The organism is Pseudomonas sp. D4002 (assembly GCF_013385665.1).
Lineage (GTDB): Bacteria > Pseudomonadota > Gammaproteobacteria > Pseudomonadales > Pseudomonadaceae > Aquipseudomonas.
Genome location: NZ_JACAPN010000012.1, coordinates 200,627 through 223,342 on the forward strand (window position 1 = coordinate 200,627; position 22,716 = coordinate 223,342).

32 protein-coding genes and 1 tRNA gene are annotated in these 22,716 nt (G+C 57.1%); 23 read left to right on the plus strand and 10 right to left on the minus strand.

All coding sequences use genetic code 11. The features are described from left to right. Position 1: 1 nt before the first annotated feature. The 4 genes from HX824_RS05820 to HX824_RS05835 all read right to left on the minus strand — a co-directional run bounded on the left by HX824_RS05820 (position 2) and on the right by HX824_RS05835 (position 2,590). Entirely contained in the window at positions 2-808 is an 807-nt protein-coding gene (locus HX824_RS05820) for an ATP-binding protein (RefSeq protein WP_177054286.1), read from the minus strand. Continuing rightward, on the minus strand, positions 798-1,643 hold the full coding sequence (locus tag HX824_RS05825) for a replication protein (RefSeq protein WP_177054287.1): 846 nt from the start codon (positions 1,641-1,643) through the stop codon (positions 798-800). Before HX824_RS05825 ends, HX824_RS05820 begins: the two co-directional genes overlap by 11 nt. 65 nt (positions 1,644-1,708) lie before the next feature. After that, entirely contained in the window at positions 1,709-2,323 is a 615-nt protein-coding gene (locus HX824_RS05830) for a hypothetical protein (RefSeq protein ID WP_177054288.1), read from the minus strand. Positions 2,324-2,377: 54 nt separating this feature from the next. Next, positions 2,378-2,590 carry a YdaS family helix-turn-helix protein gene (locus tag HX824_RS05835; protein ID WP_104503091.1) on the minus strand — a complete coding sequence of 71 codons (213 nt, stop codon included), beginning with the start codon at positions 2,588-2,590 and terminating at the stop codon, positions 2,378-2,380. Positions 2,591-2,851: 261 nt separating this feature from the next. Between HX824_RS05835 and HX824_RS05840 the strand changes: the two genes are divergently transcribed. The 3 genes from HX824_RS05840 to HX824_RS05850 all read left to right on the plus strand — a co-directional run bounded on the left by HX824_RS05840 (position 2,852) and on the right by HX824_RS05850 (position 4,818). Next, on the plus strand, positions 2,852-3,460 hold the full coding sequence (locus HX824_RS05840) for a helix-turn-helix transcriptional regulator (protein ID WP_177054375.1): 609 nt from the start codon (positions 2,852-2,854) through the stop codon (positions 3,458-3,460). A gap of 123 nt (positions 3,461-3,583) precedes the next feature. Next, entirely contained in the window at positions 3,584-4,294 is a 711-nt protein-coding gene (locus HX824_RS05845; RefSeq protein WP_177054376.1) for a hypothetical protein, read from the plus strand. A 2-nt stretch (positions 4,295-4,296) separates the two neighbouring features. Beyond that, positions 4,297-4,818 carry a PIN domain-containing protein gene (locus HX824_RS05850; RefSeq protein ID WP_177054289.1) on the plus strand — a complete coding sequence of 174 codons (522 nt, stop codon included), beginning with the start codon at positions 4,297-4,299 and terminating at the stop codon, positions 4,816-4,818. 61 nt (positions 4,819-4,879) lie between these two features. On the opposite strand, the gene HX824_RS05855 is transcribed toward HX824_RS05850, so the two are convergent. Then, the gene (locus tag HX824_RS05855) at positions 4,880-5,479 is read right to left on the minus strand and encodes an SPOR domain-containing protein (RefSeq protein ID WP_177054290.1); all 600 of its coding nucleotides are present in this window, start codon (positions 5,477-5,479) and stop codon (positions 4,880-4,882) included. Between the two features lie 167 nt (positions 5,480-5,646). Here HX824_RS05855 and HX824_RS05860 point away from each other — a divergent pair, with 167 nt between their 5' ends. The 13 genes from HX824_RS05860 (at position 5,647) to HX824_RS05920 (ending at position 12,981) form a co-directional block, all read left to right on the plus strand. After that, positions 5,647-5,898, plus strand: coding sequence for a DUF1654 domain-containing protein (locus HX824_RS05860; protein WP_014717884.1), 252 nt, complete (start codon positions 5,647-5,649; stop codon positions 5,896-5,898). Positions 5,899-6,395: 497 nt separating this feature from the next. Continuing rightward, positions 6,396-6,587: a hypothetical protein gene (locus HX824_RS05865; protein ID WP_177054291.1), complete on the plus strand. Its 192-nt coding sequence runs from the start codon at positions 6,396-6,398 to the stop codon at positions 6,585-6,587. Between the two features lie 70 nt (positions 6,588-6,657). After that, positions 6,658-7,431, plus strand: coding sequence for a hypothetical protein (locus tag HX824_RS05870; RefSeq protein ID WP_058419779.1), 774 nt, complete (start codon positions 6,658-6,660; stop codon positions 7,429-7,431). A 523-nt stretch (positions 7,432-7,954) separates the two neighbouring features. Further along, entirely contained in the window at positions 7,955-8,191 is a 237-nt protein-coding gene (locus tag HX824_RS05875; protein WP_256346930.1) for a hypothetical protein, read from the plus strand. Between the two features lie 21 nt (positions 8,192-8,212). Continuing rightward, positions 8,213-8,602 (plus strand): hypothetical protein, encoded by a 390-nt coding sequence (locus tag HX824_RS05880; RefSeq protein ID WP_177054292.1) that lies wholly within the window; start codon positions 8,213-8,215, stop codon positions 8,600-8,602. Between the two features lie 14 nt (positions 8,603-8,616). After that, positions 8,617-9,054: a hypothetical protein gene (locus HX824_RS05885; RefSeq protein ID WP_177054293.1), complete on the plus strand. Its 438-nt coding sequence runs from the start codon at positions 8,617-8,619 to the stop codon at positions 9,052-9,054. Then, a complete protein-coding gene (locus HX824_RS05890; protein ID WP_177026702.1) occupies positions 9,051-9,236 on the plus strand; it encodes a hypothetical protein in 186 nt (61 codons plus the stop codon). The genes HX824_RS05885 and HX824_RS05890 overlap by 4 nt, the downstream gene beginning before the upstream one ends. Next, positions 9,233-9,403, plus strand: a complete 171-nt coding sequence (locus tag HX824_RS05895) for a hypothetical protein (RefSeq protein ID WP_177054294.1) — start codon at positions 9,233-9,235, stop codon at positions 9,401-9,403. The genes HX824_RS05890 and HX824_RS05895 overlap by 4 nt, the downstream gene beginning before the upstream one ends. 159 nt (positions 9,404-9,562) lie before the next feature. Continuing rightward, on the plus strand, positions 9,563-10,657 hold the full coding sequence (locus HX824_RS05900; protein WP_177054295.1) for a hypothetical protein: 1,095 nt from the start codon (positions 9,563-9,565) through the stop codon (positions 10,655-10,657). Then, complete coding sequence (locus HX824_RS05905; RefSeq protein WP_177054296.1) at positions 10,657-11,400, plus strand: hypothetical protein; 744 nt, start codon at positions 10,657-10,659, stop codon at positions 11,398-11,400. The genes HX824_RS05900 and HX824_RS05905 overlap by 1 nt, the downstream gene beginning before the upstream one ends. Next, positions 11,397-11,960, plus strand: a complete 564-nt coding sequence (locus HX824_RS05910) for a siphovirus Gp157 family protein (protein ID WP_177054297.1) — start codon at positions 11,397-11,399, stop codon at positions 11,958-11,960. The genes HX824_RS05905 and HX824_RS05910 overlap by 4 nt, the downstream gene beginning before the upstream one ends. Positions 11,961-11,967: 7 nt before the next feature. Beyond that, positions 11,968-12,561: a hypothetical protein gene (locus HX824_RS05915; protein WP_177054298.1), complete on the plus strand. Its 594-nt coding sequence runs from the start codon at positions 11,968-11,970 to the stop codon at positions 12,559-12,561. Positions 12,562-12,630: 69 nt separating this feature from the next. Beyond that, positions 12,631-12,981: a hypothetical protein gene (locus tag HX824_RS05920; RefSeq protein WP_177021792.1), complete on the plus strand. Its 351-nt coding sequence runs from the start codon at positions 12,631-12,633 to the stop codon at positions 12,979-12,981. On the opposite strand, the gene HX824_RS05925 is transcribed toward HX824_RS05920, so the two are convergent. Next, positions 12,968-13,753, minus strand: coding sequence for a hypothetical protein (locus HX824_RS05925; RefSeq protein ID WP_177021791.1), 786 nt, complete (start codon positions 13,751-13,753; stop codon positions 12,968-12,970). The two genes, HX824_RS05920 and HX824_RS05925, sit on opposite strands and share 14 nt — an antisense overlap. A 103-nt stretch (positions 13,754-13,856) precedes the next feature. Here HX824_RS05925 and HX824_RS05930 point away from each other — a divergent pair, with 103 nt between their 5' ends. After that, positions 13,857-14,888 carry a hypothetical protein gene (locus HX824_RS05930; protein ID WP_177021790.1) on the plus strand — a complete coding sequence of 344 codons (1,032 nt, stop codon included), beginning with the start codon at positions 13,857-13,859 and terminating at the stop codon, positions 14,886-14,888. 77 nt (positions 14,889-14,965) lie between these two features. Here the strand turns inward: HX824_RS05930 and HX824_RS05935 are convergent, their stop codons facing one another. Further along, on the minus strand, positions 14,966-15,502 hold the full coding sequence (locus HX824_RS05935; protein ID WP_177021789.1) for a hypothetical protein: 537 nt from the start codon (positions 15,500-15,502) through the stop codon (positions 14,966-14,968). A gap of 47 nt (positions 15,503-15,549) precedes the next feature. Here HX824_RS05935 and HX824_RS05940 point away from each other — a divergent pair, with 47 nt between their 5' ends. Next, positions 15,550-17,598, plus strand: coding sequence for a DNA cytosine methyltransferase (locus HX824_RS05940; protein WP_177021788.1), 2,049 nt, complete (start codon positions 15,550-15,552; stop codon positions 17,596-17,598). A 110-nt stretch (positions 17,599-17,708) separates the two neighbouring features. On the opposite strand, the gene HX824_RS05945 is transcribed toward HX824_RS05940, so the two are convergent. Both HX824_RS05945 and HX824_RS05950 read right to left on the minus strand, forming a co-directional pair. Continuing rightward, complete coding sequence (locus tag HX824_RS05945) at positions 17,709-18,056, minus strand: hypothetical protein (protein WP_177021787.1); 348 nt, start codon at positions 18,054-18,056, stop codon at positions 17,709-17,711. Next, positions 18,046-18,273 carry a hypothetical protein gene (locus HX824_RS05950; RefSeq protein ID WP_177021786.1) on the minus strand — a complete coding sequence of 76 codons (228 nt, stop codon included), beginning with the start codon at positions 18,271-18,273 and terminating at the stop codon, positions 18,046-18,048. Before HX824_RS05950 ends, HX824_RS05945 begins: the two co-directional genes overlap by 11 nt. 118 nt (positions 18,274-18,391) lie before the next feature. Between HX824_RS05950 and HX824_RS05955 the strand changes: the two genes are divergently transcribed. From HX824_RS05955 to xerC, 5 genes are all read left to right on the plus strand, one after another. Then, positions 18,392-18,775, plus strand: a complete 384-nt coding sequence (locus tag HX824_RS05955; protein ID WP_177021785.1) for a hypothetical protein — start codon at positions 18,392-18,394, stop codon at positions 18,773-18,775. A gap of 64 nt (positions 18,776-18,839) precedes the next feature. Next, positions 18,840-19,931 (plus strand): site-specific DNA-methyltransferase, encoded by a 1,092-nt coding sequence (locus HX824_RS05960; RefSeq protein WP_177021784.1) that lies wholly within the window; start codon positions 18,840-18,842, stop codon positions 19,929-19,931. A gap of 408 nt (positions 19,932-20,339) precedes the next feature. Next, entirely contained in the window at positions 20,340-20,561 is a 222-nt protein-coding gene (locus tag HX824_RS05965; RefSeq protein WP_177054299.1) for a hypothetical protein, read from the plus strand. A 2-nt stretch (positions 20,562-20,563) separates the two neighbouring features. After that, a complete protein-coding gene (locus tag HX824_RS05970; protein ID WP_177054300.1) occupies positions 20,564-20,773 on the plus strand; it encodes a DUF4224 domain-containing protein in 210 nt (69 codons plus the stop codon). Further along, positions 20,774-21,805, plus strand: a complete 1,032-nt coding sequence (gene xerC, locus HX824_RS05975; RefSeq protein WP_177054301.1) for a tyrosine recombinase XerC — start codon at positions 20,774-20,776, stop codon at positions 21,803-21,805. It begins immediately after the preceding gene. An 80-nt stretch (positions 21,806-21,885) separates the two neighbouring features. Here xerC and HX824_RS05980 read toward each other — a convergent pair. Beyond that, positions 21,886-21,972: transfer RNA gene (locus HX824_RS05980), tRNA-Leu, on the minus strand. Between the last annotated feature and the right edge of the window lie 744 nt (positions 21,973-22,716).

Genomic DNA, 22,716 nt, shown 5'->3' on the forward strand with positions numbered 1-22,716 from the left:
TTCAAAATCCCTCCTTGCCGCGCTGCGATTCCCAGTCAAACGGAATGACGATCACCCCGCCCTCCCGCAACCGATCAATGCAGCGCTCGCCGATGGCCCCTGGCAGCGCCTGCCCATCCAGGTTGGAAACGATCACCGTCGGACGCAGCTCTTCGTAGCGGCCATTGATGATTGCGAACAGCGTGGTCAGCTCGAAGTCGCTCGGCTTCTCCTTGCTGACGCCGATCTCGTCCAGGATGAGCAACGAGGGGCTGATCAGGCTCGACAGGATCTGGCTTTCGCTTTGGTCGCTGGAATGGTCGTAGGTCGCGCGGATGGCCTGCAGCACGGCGCCGATGGTGCGGTAAACGGCGGTTGCGGATGACTTGGCCATGATCTCGTTGGCGATCGCCACGGACAGGTGCGTCTTGCCGGTACCGGGCTTGCCCAGCAGCAATAGGCAGCGGCCTGTCTCCGCTATTTGCGCGAACTCAGCGGCATAACGGCGGCAGGTGTTCAGCGCCTTTCGCTGTTCAGTGGTGGTAGCGACGTAGCCGTCCAGGGTCTTGCTGGCGAAGCGCTTGGGGATCAGCGCGGCGCCGAGCTTGCGCTCCATGGCCATGCGGAGTTCCATCGCCTTGTTGGCCAGCTCGGCAGCTTCAGCCTTCTCGCGAATGATCCGGCCGCACTCAGGGCAACCGCTTTTCAATTCCTTGCCCAGCACCGGGAAAATCTTCTGGTCGTAGTGGCCGTGGGTCTCGCATTCGGCGGGCTGGATGCGGGTGCCCGGCGGGAGTTCTGGGCTTTGCTGGACGGGCTCAGATCGCATAGGAACCGTCCTCACGCTGAATCAGGCCATCGGTGTAGTTGCGCTCGGCAAACCCGGTGTGGCGTGACTGAGGGGCTGGTGCCGGTGCGGACTCAGCCAAGCGCTTGATCACCCAGGAAGCCTTGAAACCCTGCCAGCCGGAATTCAGCGCCTCGGTGATTGCGTCGTCTGCGGTGATCCCAGCCTCGACGCACTTGGCCAGCTCGGCGTTCACGGTCGACCAGACGGTTGCGGTCACGGCAGCGCGTTTGGCCTTGCGCTGGGTCAGCCAGTCAGCCAGCAACTGCTCAGGAACGTTGTGCGGGTTGTCGGCCAGCAACTGCGCCATGCCGAACGGAGTCTTGCGATCAGGCTTCGGGGGTTCGACTGGCACTTGGGGCGGATTAATCTCTTTCGCAGAAAGAGTTAATAGGGGTTCTTTCTTTGTATAAAGAAGGGAGTCGTCGGTTTTGGTCTGTTTCGCGGCAGAGCCGATTCGGACCACTTGAGCCGAATCAGACGATATGGTCTGTTTCGGCTCTACTACGAAGATCCACTCTTTTGGGTCGCAAACGCCAATGTCGCCGCGCGCACCGCCTTCACGGTACAGCACGCGACGGCGCAGCAGGCCGGAGATAGCCTTCGATACCGTGTCAGGGTGGATGTGGGTTGCTTTGGCGATATCGACCGCTGGGATTCGATGAGCGCCCGTGCTGAAGTTCAAGGTGGCCTTTGCCACGTACAGAACAATCTTCATTTCACGCGCCGACAAATCGATGGCCATCAAGCCATCCATCATCTGGTTGTCCATTCGGGTGAACCCCCGAGGGTTGTGTATCGGAACAATGTTTGGCATGATTTCTCTCGCTTACAGCTGTAGAAGAAGCCGACCTCGTACGTCGGCTTTTTTGTGCCTGTGATTCAGGCTATGGATTTCAGTGGCCGGGCCACCGCGAGCAACTGCTCCGCGCGACGCCCCAACTCCCCCGCCTTCGCTTCAACCTGGCGGCACTGCTTGGCGAACGCCGGTAGGTGCGGCAGATCCAGTTCGCACATCACCTGGTCGTCGAAGACTTCGCTGCCGGTGTCGATCACATCGCCCAGGGCGCGGATCAGCGCGCCGAAGCTTTTGTTCGCGCATTGGTCACTGGTCATCTGGCGGGCGCCGGTCAGGCCGTGACGGCTCGCCAGCTCGTTTACGCAGTGGTCGCGGAATTCAGGCTCAAGGGCGTTGACCCACGACTCTTCCAGCCAGGACGGCATTTCCTGATCGCCGGACAGCCAGCGCTGAACACGCTTGAGCCAGCGGCCGGTCGCCTTCACAAAGTCGGACACGTCGTTCTGCAAGGTCAGTGCGGCGAAGTCCGGCACCTCTTTGGCGACGGCCTTCTCTGGGCAGGACAGATGCAGCTCGCGGCTCAGCGCCTGGGCGAAGTCGTCCTGGCTCAGGCTGGTGCGCGCGATCTGATTTGCAGCGTGGGCGACCAGCACCTGATCACGGGTTTGTACGGTGTGTCTGGAACTGGACGTTTGCATGGGGCCTGCTCTCTTCTAATCTGGCTTCAATGGATCGGCGGACAGGGATGTCGCTTAGCTGGCGTGCTTCCACTGGATTTCTGGTAAGCATTCCTGGCGCGTCACCTTCCCGCCCGTGGCGTGTTCAATATCAATGGCGCGCTCGGCAGTAATCGACCGGTCACCAGAGATGAGTCGAGACAGGTAGCTCGCTGGGATGCCAAGGCTCAAAGCGAGGCGTTTTCTTCCGCCGCGCGGAAGCTGCTTTGCGTACGTGGGGAAGTCCATATGGATTTACCTTCTGGTTCATTTATGCACGAATTTACCATAAATGTTTACCAAGTAAAGGTAATTTCCCTAAAGGGAAATAAAGGTTTTAATTGAGGGATGGAAATCAAAGACATACGCAGAGCCCGAGTACGCCAGGTCATTGATCGCGATTTCGGGGGTAAAGACGCTGACTTCGCCGCCAAGGTCGACAAGCAGCCGTCTTACATTTCACGCCTGTTTACGGACAAGGCCGAACACCTGAGAAATATCGGGGAGAAGATGGCGCGCGACTTCGAGCAGAAGTGCGGGCTTGAGCTCGGATCTCTGGATCGGCCTTTGAGCGAAGCTGAATTATCTTCAGGCACCGTTTCAGATGCAGCGCAGCCGCGGATCCAAGTAGATGTACCCCTGAAGCAGATCAGCGTCTGGGACGATCAGACACCAGTTAACGATGACGAAGTCTGCGTTCCATTTCTGAGAGAGGTAGAACTGGCTGCCGGCTCCGGGCGATTCTCCATCGAAGAGCACGACGCAGAGTTTTTGCGATTCGGCAAAAAAAGCCTGCGCGAAAACGGGGTCCAGTTCAGCAACGCTAAGTGCGTGACCGTTCGCGGCAACAGCATGATCCCAGTTCTCCGGGACGGCGCGACTGTGGGGGTAAATACCGGCAAAACAGGGCTGGGTGATATTGCTGATGGCGATCTTTACGCTATCAACCACAACGGCCAGCTGCGAGTTAAGCAGCTCTACCGTTTGCCGTCGGGGATCCGTTTGCGCAGCTTCAATCGTGATGAGCACCCAGATGAGGATTACACCTTTCAGCAGATGCAGGATGAGCAGATAGCTATCCTGGGACACGTTTTCTGGTGGGGTATGTACGCAAGATAGGATTGAGACAAGTCATCGGTAGCCTGACGTTGTGGAATGGTGTAGAAACCATCTATGGATAACGCCGGGCGTTCCGATGAACCCCCATATCAAGCAGCAAGGACGGCTGTCTATAATCGACTTATGAAAGAGTTAACGCTTTACCTCAACGACCTAACCCCGGGCCAGCTTTCGATGAAGCGGCTTGCGGAGTACCTGCGGGCGCTTGCCACGCTGTATGGGCATGAGGAATCAGTCCACTTTGACTCGGTAAAACCTGGATCTGCGCAGCTTCAATCTCAGATTGAGGAGCGCGCTTACCCCGGCGTAATTAACCAAGTCAGAGAGGTCTCGGGCGGCCTTGGATCTAAGCGCGCCGTCAGCGCTTTTGATCGCCTTTCGACGCTTATGGCTGAGGATAAGACAGGGGCATCGCTCCGATCTGGCGGCGCTCAAATCTTCCAGTTCCCGGTCGTTAAGACCGATGAGCCTCCTATGCGCGTGATCAAGCCATCCAGCATCCAAGGAAAGCTCTATAGCGTCGGGGGGAAGGACGACACTATCCCCGTTCGCATCGAGGGCGCCGACAATGAAACCCTCCATTGCGAGACCGGAATCGATGTTGCTGAGAGGCTTGCTCAACTGCTTTTCAAGCCTGTCAGGGTAAGCGGCGATGGCGAGTGGGAGCGCAAGCCGGATGGAAGCTGGAAGCTCATAAAACTAAAAATAACGTCTTTCACAAAACTGGAAGACATTGGCTTCAAGGAAGCTATAGCCAGGCTGAAAGCCGCAGGAGGGGTAGATTGGAACGAAAATTCCAGCGCTCATTCTGAGATACTCGATACTAGGGGCTAGGATTGAAGATCGTCATAGACACCAATGTGCTTGTGCAAATAATGCAAAACGAAGGAGCGAAAGACCTCATTGATCCTGAAACGGACAAAGTGGTGGTCAACGCATTCGAGCGAGCGCAAGCCTTGGTTGAGCGAATTGATTCGCTCAAAGGCGTAGTGGTTCTGCCAGCACCCGTCATTGCGGAGTACCTGCTGGGTATCGACAGGAAGAGCTACCAACTTCACCTGGACGTGATGAATGGCGTCAAGTGTATAGAGGTTTCTTCATTCGACCAGCTCGCGGCTATAGAGTGCGCAATGCTCGTATCCAATCAAGAAATGAAGCAGCTCGATCCCGACTCGAAAATGGCAAAGCTAAAGTACGATCGCCAAATATTGGCGATCGCAATATCGAGCGGCGCCAAGGAGATATGGACTCATGACAAGCAGCTCTTCAAACGCTCAAAGGCTATGGGGCTCACAGCAATGTCCCTTGGTGGAATAGATCCAAAACCCAAGCAGCTCGATTTCCATTCTCAAATCTGAACGCTGAGCCCGGCCAAGCGCCGGGCTTGTTGTTTCTGCTATCTATTTGCACCCGTCTCGACTACTTGCTCAAAACCTCAGGCTCTTGGTAGCGCAACACGAACCCGTTGAGAGCCCTCTTACGCGCAAGTTCATCCATCTTAGAATTGGCTTCTGCCCTTGTGGAGAATGGCCCTACAAACACACGACTTTTTCCATCGCGGCGTGTTGTGTATGGCGTCCAGCCAGAACTCGCAAGATCTCTACTAATCGCCTCCGCCGTTTCCTCACTACTGACGGACGCTAATTGAACGGACCACCTGACCCCTGGAATTTCCACCGCCGGCTGCGGGGCCTTGATTTTAGTTTTTGCTTCCGTCTCGGCCTTTGCATAGCCGCAAACACTCCCTGCAAACCGGTCCGTCATATCTGGATCGATTATCACGTCAAATCCGCCAGGTCTTTTCATGGCAAGAAATTGGGCGAATCCCGAATAGGCGCCGAACATATTCTTCCCATTCACCTCGCCACAAACGGCCATGTCTGAAACTTGCCGCTCATTTCTAAATTTTGCAGAGTCAGGATCTTTTAGGTGGCTAGCGACTGACGTTCGAGCTCGGTCTATATCTCCGCCGCATCCAGTTACCGCTAGCGCTAGGGCCGTAATTGCTAATCCGCGCATTCCCATCTCCTTGGTCCAATCGACCCAGTGTACCAGTTGCCCTACTGTCATTCAGGATCCCGGCGCTGACTCGCAGCCGGGTTCTGAGCCAATGGAAGAACTTTCACTTGCCAATGTGCGACGACCGAAATACTGTTTATTCATACAGTACTCGCAAGGAGCGAAGCATGAACCAATCCCCCTACTCCACTGGCAAGCCGAGAAACTCATATGAACTTGTCGGTCACCGACTCCAGCGGATCATCGCCTCACCGAATGTGCAGGAGATCCAAGCAGTTGAAGTGTTCAGATTGGACGACGAAAGCCCAGAGGCGTGGCGACAGGTGATCCAAGACATCGGCGACACCGCAGGTATCCGCATCGACCATTTGGATTCCGGCGCCGTCAGAATCGAGTGGCGAAAATACAGCGACATGTAAATGAGCCCGCTCTTAAGCGGGCTTTTTTACGCCCCTAGAAAACTAATACACATCATCGATTTACCTTGAACCCTGAAATTGTTTACCAATTTATTTACCAATATGCATTGACAGGTAATTTCCAAATGGTAAATTTACCTCAAGCCAGCAACGAACACCGCCGGCCAGCAGCGAAAGCTGCCCCGCTCTTTAGCGACACCCCTTGCCGGATCACCACCGGCCCAGATTCAAAGGCAGCGATGAACCGGCCTCAACGGTTCAGAGGGTTGGCAACTGACCCGGGCGTGCAGCGTAAAGCGCCAAATCTAGTTTTCCGGCGGACAGGGTCGCGGTCGGAGAAACAACGGAGTGCGAACTGGACAAGGGCCAGGTTGTATCGGATGCGCACCAACGAATGGGTTTACCTGTGATCAGCCAGAAGCGGGTCACGGCGGAAAGCATCACTGAGCAGCCTTCTTGCGAGGGCTGCTTGGGATGGCAACCAAGAGGAATTCACCATGGCTATTCGTAACGACAAAGGTCAGTTCGTCAGCACCCAGCAAGCGCTCGCCGCGGATCTTCACAGCTTCATTGATGACTGGACGCACTGGGCCAAGCAAGCGCTGCGCGGCGGGGATAAGGCGGAAGCCGCTCGCTGCATGGTAGAGGTTCGGGACTGCCGCCAGAAACTGAGTGCGCTGCAAGCATGACGGGGATTTTCACTGATGCATCTGGTGACGGGTGCATTGGGAAAACAACCGATCAAGCACGGAGCACCAAATGAGCGAGCAAACACTTCAATCCATGCTGATGGATGGCGTAACCCGATTCACAGACGGCGCCAAGCCAGCAGAAATCATCGATAAGCATGTGGAAAGCATGTTCACCGACATCATCAAAGACAACTTCCGCAGCTACAGCGACATGGGCAAGCTGGTCAGCCAGGCCATTAAAGACGCGCTGCCATCCAACGTGAGCGATCTGTTTGAGCTGACTCGCTACAACGACCTGATCGCCACCGCATTGAAAACACAGTGGGAGTCTTCTGGCGTTACTGGCGAAATGCTTCGTCGTTCGCAAGCAGCGATCGACGATGCGCTGAAAGACGACATCGTGCCGGAATTCGTAAACCTGAGCGATTTGCTGAATGCCTTCATCGAAGAAAACAAAGAGCGCGCAACAGACGAGCAATGGGAAAGCCCGCACATCACCATTCGCGAGGCTGAAAACGACTACATCGGCAGCAGCAAGCACATGCACATCTGCTTTGACCCACAGCCGGAAGAGCGCAGTTCGTCATCTCGATACTCCTCTGGTACCAAGCGCACCGAATGGGAGCTGGCCAATCGGATCAGCATCAGCGTCAAGGGCCAGAACGAGCGGGGCTACGACTTCGGTGAGGTCTACAGCGCGAAGCTGGACGGCGCACCCATTGGCCGCAACTTCATGATTTACAAGAAGTGGGAAAAGCTCACTGCGGCCCTCTACTTCGGTGGTGCCAAGCTGGTGATCGATTGCGACGAGCACGATTTCAGTTATGGCCTGTACGACTGAACAACCAGCGCCACGACAGCCTGTCGTTAACTGCCCGAGGCCCTGGTACTCCCCAGCACCAGGCTGCATCGGAGATCGCTCGGCTGACTGCCCCGAGATAGCAGGGTGGCCACCTTTACCCGAGCCAGAGCGACGAACAACGCGGCGAAGACGGTTTACTCGCCAGCCAGAATCGAGCGATCTCCGATGCAAACTCAGTAGGTGGCCACTGCCTTCCCAGTGAGCGAACGAAGGGAGCTACTGCCATGAAGTGCTAACCAGACGTTGCCGAGCAACAGCCTACCTGGCCGCTACAGCGTCGGGCGCTTGGACCGACGAGAGAATATCGGTTCCGGAGAGCGCGCCTTGTCAGCGCCCCGCAGCGGGTATAGCCCACAGGATCTGCTGGTGACATCAGCGCCGGACAAGTAACCGGCCCCCTTCCCCACCTCTACCCGTCAGCACTCCTCCCCCGCGCCCATCGGCAACCAGCGGGAGGCATGAGTGTTGACGAATACAGGTGAACCAACAAATGGAGAGAGTCATGAGTAAAGCAAATGGAGGACCGGCTTTCCCGGTCGATCAGCTTGTAGAAATGGATGAGCGCGGCGCCCTTTTTGGCCCGGAAATTAGCTCGCCGGGAATGACCCTTCGTGACTACTTCGCAGCGAAAGCACTGGCTGGAATGGCAACTGATGGCTGGCAGGCAAGCGAACGCATGCTGATGGCTCAAGAGGCCTACAGACTTGCCGACGCAATGCTCGCCGCCCGTTCCGCCTAACCCCAAACACTGGAGGTCGCCATGAGCGCAACAGTTGAAGTGAGTTGCGCATGGTGCGCTGAGACGTTTACCGCGCGCACGGCAGACCGTGCGCGCGGCTGGGCGAAGTGCTGCAACAAGTCGTGCGCTGCCAAGTTCAGAGAGTTCGGCGTTGCCCGCAGCGACGCACCGGCACCGAGGCGCATACCGAACATCGTCCGGTATTCACAGCGGCTTGGGGCTCTCCCATCAATGCCCCTGATAAACCCGTCCGGCAAAAAGAAAAAGAAGCCGCCTAAGTGGATTCGTGGCGTGCTGGCTGGAGCCATGTTCCAGAAAAACAACCGCGATCAATATGAAGACGCCATGGATGGCCTTTCCGATATGGACTACGGGGCCAGCGATGGCGGCGGTTACGAATCAATCAGGTGAGCCTGGAGGCGACCATGAACGCAGCATTGAAGATATGCCAGGAGCGTTACGACGCTCAGTTGACTCCAGAGGTCAGCGAGAGCGACGAGGTGACTGACTGGCTTGAGCATTCGGCGGAGCGCCTGGTGTGCGGCGTCGACATCAAGTGGAAGCGCCGCTACGGCCAGCCGCAGGTTGTGACGTTCGACCGGTTCTGCACTGTTCTGCAAGGCCACCTGAACCAACGCCAAATCGACGGCATGGACGAGCGTGATTCGTTCGCCCGACTGTTCCTGTCTTCGATCCTTGGCAGTCAGGCGGATTCACGCGGACACGCTGCCGACTTGATCGGGCAGCCCCGCCCCATCGAAGCCGCCGAGAAGATCGCCATGGATCTGCTCAGGCCCTACGCCGCTGATGCTGTAGCAGCGGAGCGGGAAGAGGCAGAAGACGACGTGGATGCCTATTTATGAGCGCCCACATCCTGATCGACGAAGCGCTCGAAAGCTTGGCGCATGCCTCCAGCACCCAGGAAGAGGCATTGATCGTTCAGGGGCTGATCACCCAGTTCCTGATCGACCAAACCATCACCCTCAAGGAATTCGACCACTACTGCGCACGCCTCAACAAGGTCGCGCGCAAGGAGGCTGCATGACCACCGCACCGGTTAAATCATTGATCGACGAGCAAATTGCCGAGATCGAGCGCAGTCTGACCATCCTCGGCGCTGGATTGCCGCGTGACCTGCCGGTATCGGCGCTACCTCCGAAGCTTGCAGCGGCTATCAAGGGCGGCCGGATCGCGGTGAGGATTCGGCCGTGACCACCCAGCGGAACCGGCGGCGCGCCATTCGCGCTCTGTCGGCCATCGTTGGCCTGACCTTCCTCACCATCGTTTTCCTGGGCCCCGCCATCGGCGGCCTGATCACCCAATAAATCATTCCGCACAGCGCCCACCGCAAGGATGGCGCGGGAGATAGTCATGCTCGCAGCAATTGCAGATCGCATCCGTTCCAAATCCTACGAACTTCCCCTGTCCCGCGATTACGTCCGCCACTGGGGCCTGAAAGAGGCCATCCGGGAGCTGGTGCAGAACGCCCTGGATAGTGAGTCACCTTTCGAATACGCCTTCGCTGGCGGCCAGCTGTTCATCACCAGCCGCTTTGCAAGGCTGGAGGCCAGCACGCTGGTGCTGGGCAGCACGTCCAAGTCTGACCGCACAGATGCCATCGGCAGCTTCGGCGAGGGCTACAAAATCGCCCTGCTGGTGCTGACCCGGAATGGCTACGACGTGAAGGTGCTGAACGGCAACAAACAATGGGTACCAGAGTTCCGGCACAGCGACCAGTTTGACGCCGAAGTGTTATGCATCAACGAGACCCCTGCGCACCGGCAGAACCAGGGTGTTGAATTCGTCGTCTCCGGCCTCACCGATCATGACGAAGCGGAAATCCGCAGCATGTGCCTGCGCATGCAGCCACCAATGAGCGACGTGATCGGCACCAAGTACGGCCACATCCTGCCCTCCCGGCCCGGAAAGCTTTACGTCGGCACGCTGTTTGTTTGCGACACCGACCTGACCTACGGCTACGACATCCTCCCCGAATACCTGCAGCTTGAGCGTGACCGCCAGACGGTCAGCGGTTGGGACTTGAAACAGGTATCCAAAAACGCCTGGATCGACACCGGGCGCCTGGATGAAGTGGCGGAGAAGATCGAGGCAGGAATTCTCGACGTTGAATACGTCGAGTACGGCAGCACCGAGCTTGTGAGAGAGGCCTGCTACAGGTTGTTCCAGCAGAAGCACCCGGGCGCCATTGCCGTTCAATCCCAGGAAGAGCTGAACACCCTGGTCAAGCAGGGAATGACCAACACCGTAGTGGTGAGCCGGACATTCCACTCGCAAGTCGCCAACTCGACCTCATACAAACAGCAGGTCGCCCACGTCGTGGCCATCCAGACACCCAAAGCTGCCCTGGAAGAATGGTACCGCGACAACAAAAAATACCTGAGCAGGCTGCCCGCGGCTTCCTTCAAGGAACTGGTCAAGCGTGCTGACGGCTGGAGGAATAAGTAATGTCCGAGAACACGAGAATTTGGGATCAGGTCAACACAACCGACCCTGACGCTACAAAAAAATACACTGGCGCAGGTGGCTTTAAGGGCACAGCGATCAGACCAACCTACCTCATGCGCAAGGCAACAGAAATTTTCGGACCATGCGGTGAGGGCTGGGGCTGGAGCGTCCTGGAGGATCGATTCGACGAGGGTGCACCGCTCCAGGCACCCACAAAAGAGTGGCCGGAGGCACCAACGATCTGCGCGAAGCTGCACACCGTAAAAATCGAACTTTGGTACCTGGGCAACGCCGGGCAAAAATGCACGGTGCAGCACTACGGCCATACGCCATTTATCTACCTGCAGCAGGGAAAAATTCTTACTGACTGGGACGCGGCAAAAAAATCGCTGACGGACGCCATCGGTAAATGCCTGCAGCCCCTGGGGTTCGCCGCCGACATCTACATGGGCATGTTCGACGATCCGACCTACGTCGACACCATCACCGAAGAGTTCAAGCTTGAAAAAGCCGAGGACAAGGACGCCGAGATACTTCGCCAAAAACAAGAGCGTGTCGACTGGCTTGCCTCAGCGGTCGAAACCATCGGTAAGGCCGTCACGACTCACGAACTCAAGCTTCTGAACGTGAAATACATCCGCGAGGCAACTCGTCGCAACGAACCCACCTTCATCGCGCGAATCACTCGAGCATTCGAGGAGCGCAAAGCTGTGCTTGAAAAAGGCACGGAGGCCGCAGCATGACCCAACTCTACGCACTCACCGGCAAACTCGCCGAACTCCAGGCGATGGCCGATACCGACGACGAGGGCTTGAAAGAGGCCCTGCAGTACGCCATGGACGAGGTTCAAGGCGACTTCAACGACAAGGCCGACAACATCGTCATGTTGCGCCGGAACATCGAAAGCGACGTGACAGCGATCGACAACGAGATCGAACGCCTGGCCGAACTCAAACGGATCAAGTCCAACAGCGTCTCGCAGATCAGCGACTACCTGCGCCGCAACATGGAAGCCGCCAACATCAAGTCGATCAAGCGGCCGCTGTTCACCATCACCCTGGCCATGGGCAGCGAACGGGTGATCGTTGACAACGAGGATGCGGTGCCGGATGAGTTGACCTCTGTGAAATCAAGCATCACCCCAGACAAAAAAGCCATCGCCTCCAAGCTCAAGGAAATCCGCGATCACAACGAGGCTGTGCGCAAGCGGATGGCCGCCGGTGAAGACGCCGAACACGAACTTCTACCCGAACCAACCTGGGCTCATCTGGAGCGCGGCGACAGTTCGATACGGATCAAGTGAGGCCATCATGATCAGCAACAACCTCAGCCTGGTCGAGGCACTACGCCCGGCCTCGGATGAACTGGCGGCCCAGGTCGCCCAGTTCCTGGCCAGCGGCGGCCAGATCGAAGAAGCGGCGCCCATCGGCTACAAGCCCAAACCAATCACCTACAGCAACCAGATGCCGCCGGCGCCGAAGCCATTTGTTCGGCGGCGGGTTGAAGCGGCCCCCCTGCCCCTGCACTCAAAAGATATACGCCAGCAGGAACGCGACGAGCTTGCCGAGCGTATTCGGGAACTGGGAGCCACGCACACGCAAACGGAAGCATCGGTTGCCTTGGGCCTGAGCCGGCGCACCCTCTACAGCTTCGCAAAGGAGTACGGCATCACCTTCAAGAAGCCAACCCGGGGCGGCGCCAACGGCGCAGTTCGAAGCGAACAGGTTCAGGCCCGCGACGCGAAGTACGCCGAGCGGATTCGCGCCTTCCTGGAACTGGGCATCACCCGGCGCCAGTGCTGCGGGAAGCTGGCGATCGGCAACAAGGCCTTCGAGCGGATCATCACTGCTCACGGCATCGACTACCCCAAAGCGCAACGCGGCAGCACTTCATGCGCCGCATAGCACGCACCCAGCAACGCAAACGACAAACCTGGCTCGCACTGCCGGCCAGCGGAATAAAAGAGGTAGGCCATGGCAGCAGTGCCGCAGAAAAAACGCTCGGAGAAAACTGCCAGGAAGCGCGTGGCGAATGCCGAAGAGGAATTGAGGCTCAGGGTTCGCCCCGGCACCCGCAAGGCGCTGGCCGACCTGATGGAGTGGTCAGGCATTACTGAGCAGGGCGAGGCGATGACACTGATGATCCACCACCTGCACGCGCTGGGCGCTGCGAAGTGCCAACCTCTACTGAATCCGCCGCGCCACGAAATTGAGATATCGCAGAACGTGGCGCGCGAATTCCGCAATAAAAGCTTGCTCGCCATCCAGAAAGACCCTGGCGACGAGATCATCGAGCCAGCCATACATGTGATTAATCTTTCGTGACCCTTTCCATTAGCGCTGAAAAGACCTCAATGGATACGGTGACGATTCCAGAGTTCGGATACTTAGGAGCCCTCCATGGATCAATGAGGGCCAGCGCAGTAAACAAAGAGTTGACGATGCCGATCTGGTTTTGAATGAAGGTGTTTACGTTCCCCGCCGGTTTGGGAACGCCCTCAGGTGTCGCGTACAGAATGGTATTCCTGAAGTTCGCACGTTGCTCAATGAGGGTGCGAATTTCAGATATTTTTTCAAATCCTAGGAGAAGCTTCATCTCATCTTGAAACTCTTCAGCGAGCGTCCTTTCTCCCTGCATGATTATGTGCAGTGGTGGCGTCGGCTGAACCTGCATATCCGAATTTCCGAGCTGCAACCCCAAGTGCAGCCCGACACGACCGTCCACTTGACCGAAGAATATGCGGTGCTGGCCGAAATTATCACCTGCTTGTGCTTTTCGATTACCAAACCATTGAATAACTGTACCGACAAATAATATTACCGCGTGCTTGTGCGCATGATGCCTAAAGTACAACTTTGAAGAACCTGGATAATTCTGCTCTTTTAGGGACGATATTAGAGCTGTAGCCGCTTCCTCCTCCGCACAGATTGCCCGAAAAGCAGCCATCATTGGATCGATCGAAGATATCTCAATCGCTTTCTCAATATGAGAAACCGCATTTACAGATGCCCATTTGGTTCTACCCGAGCACCCATCGATGAAATCCCGGAATTGGGCCAGAACCTGTGCGCCGCTATCCAACGTCTTCTCGTCCATGGACTAGATCTCTTCGAATTTAAATTTTTCAGAAAACTATCCCAACCCAAACCAAATTGCCACCACCGGTCACGGAGGGCGGCGCCTGACTGGAGATAATCCAATGCAAATTCAACGCGAAGGTCGCGTGTCGTTCGGCGAGGCGCGCCTGGCTGTGTGGGAGGAAGGTATTCCTCGCGAGTGGGACGCCAAGGTGATCTGGGAGCGCAAGTTCAAGCGCGAAGTGTTCAAGCGGATCATTCAAACACTCAATCGTATCGGATGGACCGTCGGCGAGCAGACCCACATATTCACTGGCAACAATTCACGCCATTGCGTGAAAGGCGATCTGCAAGCCGACCTCAAGATCCGCGGGCGCAGCATTGAACTGGAGTTCTTCCAGGCCGTGAACACCCCGGATCGCGCTGATCATAGCGGGCGGTACCAAAGCGACAAAGAAAAGCACATGCCGTACCTGGCTCGCCTGGAAATGCAGCGTACCCGCACGCGCATTCGTGACTATCTTTGCAACGTCTTCACCGGCTACACGTTCAAGGCGTCAGATCGGAAGTGCGGTTTAGGCGGCATGACCAACATCGAGTGGATCAATGCCGACTATGTAAGCAAGCGCCGCTTCGGTCCGCCAGACATTCCCGCTGCCGATTACAACTCGGTATCGGGCGACAAGAAAACCATTCAGCATGGCTCGAAGGTTTGGACGACTGACCGCAAAGGCCGCTGGCACCAGGGCACCGCGTTCGTGAACATCAACAACATGTGGTGGGTGGCTTACGGCAAATACGGATACACCAACAGGGCGTGCTTTGAGCTTTTTGTTGACCGTCCTGCGGACATCAGGACCAAGAAAAACGAGCGGGCCCGCCGCCAGCGCTTGGAAGACATGATAGCCAGAGCAGTGGCCGGGATGAACTATCAGCGAGCCGAGGTTTTGCGCAAGGTTCTTTTTCCTGAGCCTGAGCCGCTGTTCATGATTCTTAACGTGAAAGACGGGGTGTATTTCCGGCCCAACTACAGCGGATACACCAGTGACACGATCAGGGCTGGCAAGTACACCCGTGCGGAGCTGAAGCCTTATCTGGGTGACGCTGACGAAAAAGATGACCTGAAGGCCGTGCCGATTTCTCAAGCTGCTTGATCCGGCTCCATGTCGGTCACCCGTAATACCCCATATCAACGAATCACGCCAGAAGGCGAGGATCGCTGCCTACCAAATCACACGTAGCTTTTAGTCAACCCCTCCACAGCCTCCTGAGCAATTTGAACGTCAATAAGGCAGCTCGCACAAATATGAATGTACTCCACGTTTTCAAACAAGTTGCTGGTGTCCTCCGGGGAAACCGTTCTAATAAAACCATCAATTTGAAGTGCGCACTCTTGGGCAAATCTCAGGTCTGCAAGCAAATGCAGCTCAACGCCCACCAGCAAGCTCACCGGAATTTCATTAAGTGCCTGTCCGATGATACGAATTTTTCTGTCGTTGGCGCTGACACGCCACCTTTGTTGTAAATCCTTCTCCGCGAGAGCGTCTGCAAGTCCAGAGATGAGTACCTCCAGCGTGTGGGCCACATACCCAAGCGTTCTAAGCATGTTTATACGCCCACGATTTTCTCTTTTTCGTTCGTGCGCAACAGGAAAGTATCCTGCCGCAGCTATAGCAATTACGGAAAAAATCGCCTGAATCCATGATGCCAAACCCGGGTGAAGTTCTACCCAACATAGAAATCCTTCCCACACAGTAATCAACCCCATAACCCACTCCCCTGTAGATCCCGGAACTATACCGGCGAGGATCCCCTATGTCCGCACAACAGAAGAAACACCCCTTCGATTTCAAAACCCAATACGGACTCGGCTTCAACCCTCAGGACGATGAGATCGTTGTCGACTTCTTCTGCGGTGGTGGTGGTGCCGGTACCGGCCTGGAGATTGGCCTGGGCCGCACGGTGAACGTGGCGAAGAACCACAGCCCACAAGCGATCAGTATGCACACCGTAAATCACCCGGGTGCCAGGCACTTCACCACCGACGTGTTCGAGGGTGACCCGGATACCGAATGCGGCGGCAAGGCCGTCGGCTGGTTCCACATGTCGCCGGACTGCACCCACCACAGCCAGGCCGCCGGCGGTCAACCGCGCAAGCGCGAGATCCGGAACCTTTCATGGATCGGGCTCAAGTGGGCAGGTATGAAGCGGCCCCGGGTGATCAGCCTGGAGAACGTGAAGCAGATTCTTCAGTGGGGCCGCTTGATCGCCAAGCGCGACAAGGCCACCGGCCGGGTAGTGAAACTCGGCGGCGACGTTGCCGCACCTGGTGAGGTTGTGCCGGTTGGCCAGCAGTTCCTGATCCCTGACCCGAAGCAGCGCGGCCGGACCTGGCGCCGATTCGTGGCCCTGCTGGAGGGCATGGGCTACGTGGTTGAGTGGAAAGTCATCAAGGCTTGCGACTTCGGCGCGCCGACCAGCCGGGAACGCCTGTTCATGATTGCGCGGTGCGATGGCCAGCCGATTGTGTGGCCGGAGCCAACCCACGCTAAGAACCCGGTCAAGGGTCAGCAAAAGTGGAAAACTGCCGCTGACTGCATCGACTTCACCGACCTGGGAAAAAGCATCTTTGGCCGCAAGAAAGACCTAGCACCGGCCACTCTGCGCCGCGTCGCCAAGGGCATGAAGAAATTCGTCATCGACAGCGCGGCGCCGTTCATTGTGCCGATTGCCAATTGGTCCGGCGAGGCAGTGCAGTCGGCCGACGAGCCGCTGCGCACCATCACCTCCTACCCAAAGGGCGGCGCCTTCTCGGTGGTCAGCCCGATCATTGCACCGGCAACGCACCAGGGTAGTGACCGAATCAATAACCCGCTCGACCCGCTGCCGACGGTGACCTGCGCAAATCGCGGCGAGCTGACGCTGATCAGCCCGCTGATGGTTGGGGCCGGTGGCCCCGAGTACTCCGGCAAACCGGTGAGCGTGGATCAGCCCACCGGAACGTTAATGACCCAGAACCATCGAGCGCTGGCTTCGGCTTGCATCGTCCAGGCCGGGCACGGCGAAGGTTCTGGCGCAAACAAGCGCCGCTCCCACGGGATCAATGACATCTGTGGCCCGGTGGGCACCGTCACTGCCAGCGGCGGCGGCCAGTCCGTCAGCGCCGCGGTGATGATCCAGGCAAACGGAGGATTCAACACCACGCACGCCAAGGGCATGCACGAACCCATGACCACGGTGACCAACACCGGCAGCCAGCAACAGCTCGCGGTAGCGAACTTAGTGCACTTTCACGGAAACTGCGATGCACGGGACGTAAACGACCCGCTGCACACTGTCAGCGCCAGCGGCCAGCACCACGGGTTGGTCAGCGCATTCATGGAGCGGGCATTCGGTGGCAGCATTGGTCAGGGCCTGGAAGAACCAGCGCCGACTATCACTGCCGGTGGTGGCGGCAAGAGCTCACTGGTGTCGCTCACCCTCTCGCCAGAGCATAAAGCCGGCGCCCTGCGTGTCGCCGCCTTCCTGATCAGCTACTACGGCACGGAGAACATCAACGCTTGCGACTCGCCGGCGCCGACGATCACCACCAAGGACCGCCTGGCGATGGTCACCGTGATGGTCAAGGGCACGCCCTACGTGATCGTCGACATCTGCCTGCGGATGCTGAAGCCGTCCGAGCTGTACAAGGCTCAGGGCTTCCCCGCTGATTACATCATCAGCCACGGCGCCGACGGCAAGCCGTTCACCAAGACACAACAGGTGCACATGTGCGGTAACAGCGTCAGCCCGCCGCCGATGGCTGCGCTTGCTCGCGCCAATGACCCGTGGCGTACTGCCGAGCGCCAAGCTGAAGCAGCTTGAAATCAGATAAGGGAAGCGGCCTTGTTCGAATCCATTATCGGAATAGCGCAGCGCGCCTTACTGCGAGGCAAGGCATATCGCCAAAACTATCACCGGCTCAATCATTTCCCTTAAGGCAGTCTGGATGCTGTCAATCCCCCCGTGACTGGGGCCGACTCTCGTAGCTTCGCAAAGACTCCGTAAACCGTCGAAACCGAAACCCACATAACCACGGCAACACCAATTAAAATTGTAACCCTCTGGTTTGAGAGAACACCCAAGTCCGCCGCCTTTGCAACGCAAGTTTGAAACCCCAAATACAACGCAGGAGCAAAACCAGCCCAAGCGGTGCAAATGATCACGGCATGCTGAAGATCAGGCTTGAAGCGGACACGCCACGAAACGCAAAAGTAAATCAGCATCAAAACTATGGCGCCGACGACAAAGACCAAAGTTGCATCATCAAGCTCAATCTCCATTGGCCTCATCCTTGGCGGCTTTCCTGCCAATCAATGCTCCAACTAAACCGCCAACTATCGCCCCACCAATTCCAGGAAAAATCATGTTACCTACCGCGGCCCCACCAAGAGTGGTAGCTATCTTGGTAATGTCGGAATTGGAGCCTGATGTTTTGTGTTTTGCCTCCGGCTCTGGTGCACCATCCGTTTGATGACCTGTAGATATTTTTTCGACCATACGCCCTCCATGCTTGGTTTGACTGTTCAGTAACAGTCCTCGAGTCATTATACAAGCAATACAAGCGTAGCCCCTTTCTAATATTCGCATGTGCCGCGAATGCGGCAAGGACGAAGTCATGTCTGAAGAAAAGAGAACCCCCGACGAAACCTGGTCAGCCAATGAAGAGTTGTTCAATTGCGACAGTCTGGGTGAGCTGCTTGACGAGAACGACGACCTTGAAGTCGGAGCAACCGTTTGGAAGGGAGAGAAATTCCCGATAAACACCGCCGGCTATGTCGATGCGGGCGACGTCATTGAAATGCTGGGCGAGCGCGCCTATGACGATGTGGGCGAATTCGCGGAGGACTGGCCGGATGTTCCTGATGAGGCCCGCCAGGAACTCGACGAACTTCTGTCCGCATGGATAAGCAAGCATTGCACCGCGACGTTCTACCGCGTTCGCAACGTCGTCGAGTACCAGATCACCACAGAGGATTTGGCGGATCGGGTGACACCATGATCTTGCTCACGGTGCCAGCCACCCTCTGGTTCGCCTACGTCTTCATCTACAAGGGGCCGAGGCCATGAAACAGCATCGCGTTTTGATCGGCGACTGCATTGAGTCGATGCGGACGCTGCCAGGTAAATCAGTTCAGATGTGCGTCACCAGCCCGCCCTATTACGGGTTGCGGGATTACGGGGTCGACGGCCAGATCGGCCTGGAGGAAACGCCAGCTGAATTCATCGCTCGGCTGGTTGAGGTTTTCCGCGAAGTGCGTCGAGTACTCCGCGACGACGGCACAGCCTGGGTGAACATGGGTGACAGCTACGCATCTGGTGGTCGCGGTGGTGGCGGCTCGTTCATGGCTGAGCGCGCGGACGGCGCATGGCAGGGCAAGGGCCAGGCGACGGGCTGGCGATCAGCTCCTGCAGGTTTTAAGCACAAAGACCTGATGGGAATGCCATGGCGCTTGGCCTTTGCCCTGCAGGACGACGGCTGGTATCTGCGCCAGGACATTATCTGGCACAAGCCGAACCCCATGCCCGAGAGCGTCCGCGACCGATGCACCAAGGCCCACGAATACATTTTCCTGCTGAGCAAGTCACCGAAGTACTTCTACGACCAATCGGCGATCCTCGAGCCATGCTCTCCGAACACCCATAACCGGCTGTCTCAAGATGTACTCGCGCAGATCGGGAGCGACCGAGCCAACGGCGGAGCAAAGACCAACGGCAACATGAAGGCGGTCGCCAGGAAGCCGAACGGCGTTGGCTGGGGGCATGGCACTGATAACAAGGAGCGATGCCGTGGCAGGATCAAGGACAACGAGTCGATGGACTCAGCCCTGGCGGAAATGCCCAGCGAGCGAAACAAGCGGACCGTTTGGACAGTGCCAACCCATAGTTTCAAGGGCGCCCACTTTGCCACCTTCCCGCCTGACCTGATTCGCCCATGCATCCTGGCCGGCGCGCCACGCGGTGGCGTCGTGCTTGACCCTTTCGGCGGTGCCGGCACTACGGCGGTGGTCGCCATGCAGGAGGGTCGCAAATCGATCCTGTGCGAACTGAACCCGGAATATGCCGCAATGGCTGAACGCCGGATCGCGGCAGCCTGGCTCGACGGCGCGGCGCAGATGGATGTCTTCCACGACACAGCGCAACACCCAGCAGCCTAACCCCAATCCCCCTACATGCCTGCCGGTGAGCGGCGGGCGAGGAATCCGCATGCCAAAAGTAATGCGATCGGTGGCAGATCCAAGCGCTGAGCACGGCTTTCGAATTGAGCCTGCGACATATGAGCAGGCCGAAGAGACGGCAGGGTTCAGGCTTGATCGCCGGCGGAAATACTGGATCACCAACGACGGTGAAGTTGAAGAAGAAGGCGTCGTAACGCTGGCGTGCAGTGGGTGCAGCTGCGGATGCGAGGGTGGCTGCGGATGCGGCCCGTCGTCCGGATGCAGCGAGTGCGGCTACACGGGCAAACGACGCTTTCACTTCGGCTACCCCGCTCAATCCCCCGAGCAGCGAAAAGAACTTCGAAACCTTTAACCACCTTCTGCCGCCCAGCGCGGCAAGGACACCACATGTTCGCATTCAAACTCACCCTGATCCTGCTGGGCGCTTTGCTGTACCTGGTCGGCAGCGGCTGCTGGTTCTTTTGGCTCGGCCCACGCCTTCTGGACGACGGCGAAACTGCCGACATCCTCTACGCCTTCGCCGGCACCTGCGGCTGGATGCTGATCACCTTCAGCCTGGTCATTCACATCATCAAGACAGCCCGGCCCACGGCGGCCGGTGGGAGGTAGTTATGGACGGTATTCACTTCCTGTCGCATGAAGAGGTTTGCACGCTTACCGGCGCGAAAACGAAAGCCGGCCAGGTGCAAGTTCTCAAAAGAAACGGCATTCGCCACACCATCAAACGTAGCGGGTGGCCTTGCGTCATCGCATCGGCACTCACTGGCGAGGTTGCCGGCGTGATGGAAAAACCGAAATGGCAACCGCGGCTGGTGGGGTAGATGGGACGAAAACCAACCCGGCCTGGGAGCATTCCCCGGCTACGCGAAAGGAAGCGTGGCGACACGACGTATTACCTTTACGACACAGGCGGGACGCCACGCAAAGAAATACCATTGGGCAAGGACTACGGGCTGGCAATTTTGGAATATGCAAAGCTCGAAAAAAGCCGTGTATCCCAGGCCATGGCGCAGGATGTACTGACTTTCGCCTATGTAGCTGAAAAATACATGCTGGAAGTTGTTCCAACTAAAGCGCCGGCGACGCAGAAAGACAACGCCAGAGAGCTGAAGCAGCTACTTGCCTTTTTCAATGACCCACCGGCCCCGTTGGAAGCTATTGAGCCCCAGCACGTTGCTCAGTACTTGAGACATCGAGGAAAGACCGCACCTGTTCGTGCAAATCGCGAGAAAGCGTTGCTCAGCTCGATCTGGAACTTCGCCAGGACCAGCGGCTACACGTCCTTGGCCAATCCCTGCGCCGGTGTTAAAGGCAATAAGGAAAGTGGACGTGACATCTACGTCGAAGATGAAATGCTTGCGATGGTGTATTTGCACGCAGACCAGCCGCTAAAAGACGCGCTCGATCTGTTCTACCTGACAGGTCAGCGTATCGCTGACACCCTCAAAATGGATGAGCGCGATATCAGGGAAGATCGCCTGGCCGTGCAGCAAGGAAAAACCAAAGCCAAGCGACGAATTGAGATCGTTGGGGAGTTGAAGGCTGTGATCGACCGAATACTGGCCAGGAAAGACAGTCATAAAATCCGGTCCAGCAAACTAATCGTTATGGACAACGGGCAGCCCATGACCAGCAGTATGTTACGGGGGAGATTTGATGCTGCGAGAGAAGCTGCCGGCGTAAAAAAGGCAGACTTTCAGATGCGGGACCTGCGCGCAAAGGCTGGTACCGATAAGGCGGAATCAAGCGGAGATATTCTGCAAGCCAGAGATCAGCTTGGGCACACAACCGTGGTGATGACAGAGAACTACATCCGCAAACGCATCGGCAAAAAAGTTACGCCGACGAAGTGAATTGCGGAAAGGAGAAGAATATTGCGGAAAAAAACAAAGAGCCAGCCAAGTCCTAAAACCCCGCAAACCCTTGAATATGATGGTGCCCGAAGCCGGAATCGAACCGGCACGCCCTTACGAGCGGGGGATTTTAAGTCCCATGCGTCTACCAGTTTCGCCATTCGGGCGGTAGCGCTATGCAGCAGGCCAAGCAGCGTTAAAAGCCCTTGAGCGTTGCAGCAGGCTAGGGAATATATAGATCCAGCCCCCTCGATGCAAGGTCGGGTGCGGGCTTTTTCAAACAATCAAGCGGCGCCCTGGCAAACAAAAAAGCTCGCCAGATCAGTCATCTACAGATTTTGCAGGCGGGAGTGGGCAATGGCGATACCGACCGCTTCACCAGGTACCGCACCCGTGCCCCACGTGCATCAGGAAAAATAAGTCATTACCGCAATAACCACTGAAACCCAAACCAGGGTCATCAAAAACGACAGCGCAGCCAATGTCTTGCCCATTTGCCTACTCGCCCCGATGAAATCACTTCAAGGAACCCTCCCAGCGCCGCTTGAGAATAGCCACGCACGACGCAGTTCGCCTTCAACCTCCCACGAAAATCGTGGATACGATACTCCCCGCAAAAGGTTAGTTCCTTCAGCAGTCCCGCCCACAAGTTACTGAGCCGCGGTTTATTCCCTGATACCCCAAAATGATCATCCCCGGCTTTCCTGCTCCTGCGGCGCCCCGGCCCATCTGATACGCTTTTTTCTTCTGCATCTGCCCCTGTATCGAAAACCGCCCTGCCCTGACAATACTCCCACTCCCGACACGCCCGTGGAGCCCGGCAGGAACCGTCCTGCCGGCCCGTTCATTTCGGAGGCCTTATGGCTAAGATGGCATTTTTCCTGTTCGGTTTTCTTGCGCTGACCATCGCA